Below are 1,433 nucleotides of genomic sequence, written 5' to 3' on the forward strand. Positions count from 1 at the left end.
CACGGCCACCCGCAAGCCCGCCGGCGTGCGCCCGCGCGAACGCGCGGGCAAAGCGCGCCGCGCGCGCGGGAAGCGCCTGCGAAGACCGCCCGACGCCGAGGAGTGAGCCGCTGGGCGGGACCGGGCGGCGTTGGCGCGGCGCTACACGCCCTTGTGCCGCCCGAGCAGCCGGTCGACCCAGGTGAGCGCCTTGAGCTGCTCGACGCGCGTCTGCAACGCCTCGGCCTTGCGCTTCCACTCGTCCGAGTCCGCGCGCAGCTCCGCCACGCGTTGCTCGTCGTAGCGCACGACGGTGCGCAGCTCGGCCGTCTCGAGCTTCGCGTCGGCGAGGGCGGCGGTCAGGCGCGTGTTCTCCTCGAAGAGGGTGACGTTCGCCTCGTGGACGCGGGCGAGTCCCGAGGTCCGGCGCGGCGCGTCGGCCGCCTCGGCCGAAGCGGCCTTCTTCGCCTGCGTCTTGCGCTTCTTCGCGGCCACCCGTCCCCCTGGTCCCACTCGCCCGTCGGGTCAGCCGATGGTAGCACTCGCGCGCGGCGCCTCAGTGCAGCGCGTCGAGGTCCGCAGCGTCCAGGTCGAGCAGCCAGCCGCGCAGCAGGTGGCCGCACGCCCGCACGCGCGCGGGCTGGACGTGCGCGTGCGTGTCGCCCGTCGTGTGGTACGCGGGGTCGACCCGCCACTCGAGCCACGCCGCCGGGATGCCGACGCGCTCGAACCCCTCGTGGTCCGACCAGCCGTAGCGCCCGAGGTCCTTCAAGAACGGCAGCGGCTGCCCGGTCGCCGTGCCCCAGCGCTGGAGCGAGACGACCGCCGTGGGCGGCCCGACCTGCATCGAGCGCACGTTGAACACCGTCCCGTACCCGACCATGTCGACCGAGACGGCCGCCGCGATGCGCGAGCGCTGGGCCGAGCTGAGCGACGCGACGTACTGGCGCGAGCCGAAGTGGTGGTCGTCGGCGGTCACGCCGGCGATCTCCTCGGCTCCGAAGGCGATGAAGCGCACCGTCGGCGCCTGCTGCGCCTGCGCGAACACGCGCGCGAGCTCGAGCACGACGCCGACCCCGGAGGCGTTGTCGTTCGCGCCGGGCGAGGGCCACTTCGAGTCCGCATGCGCCCCGAGCACGACCACGTCGGCGGACGCACCCGCGCGCTCCGCGATCACGTTGTGCGAGGTGCGGCCGCTCGGCAGCGTCACGTTCTGCACCGTGACCGCGTAGCCGTACTCGCGCAGGCGGTCGGCGACGTAGTCGAAGCCCTCGTGCTCCGCGGCGCCACCGGCCGTCCGCGGCCCGAGCGCGGCGAGGGCGGCGACGTGCGCCATCGCGCGGGCGTTGTCGTACGGCGGCGCGAGCGTCGCCTGCGCGAGTTCGGTGCGCACGCGCGGTGCAGCCGCGCGTGCGCACCGCGCGGTCGCCGCCCACGACCGTGATGCCGCCGAC

2 protein-coding genes are annotated in these 1,433 nt (G+C 75.3%); both read right to left on the reverse strand.

Translation table 11 applies throughout. The features are described from left to right. Nucleotides 1-141: 141 nt before the first annotated feature. Complete coding sequence (locus tag FDZ70_10620) at nucleotides 142-474, reverse strand: hypothetical protein (protein TLM66145.1); 333 nt, start codon at nucleotides 472-474, stop codon at nucleotides 142-144. 61 nt (nucleotides 475-535) lie between these two features. Beyond that, complete coding sequence (locus FDZ70_10625) at nucleotides 536-1,372, reverse strand: M28 family peptidase (protein TLM66146.1); 837 nt, start codon at nucleotides 1,370-1,372, stop codon at nucleotides 536-538. Nucleotides 1,373-1,433: the final 61 nt, after the last annotated feature.

Source organism: Actinomycetota bacterium, from assembly GCA_005774595.1.
GTDB lineage: Bacteria > Actinomycetota > Coriobacteriia > Anaerosomatales > D1FN1-002 > D1FN1-002.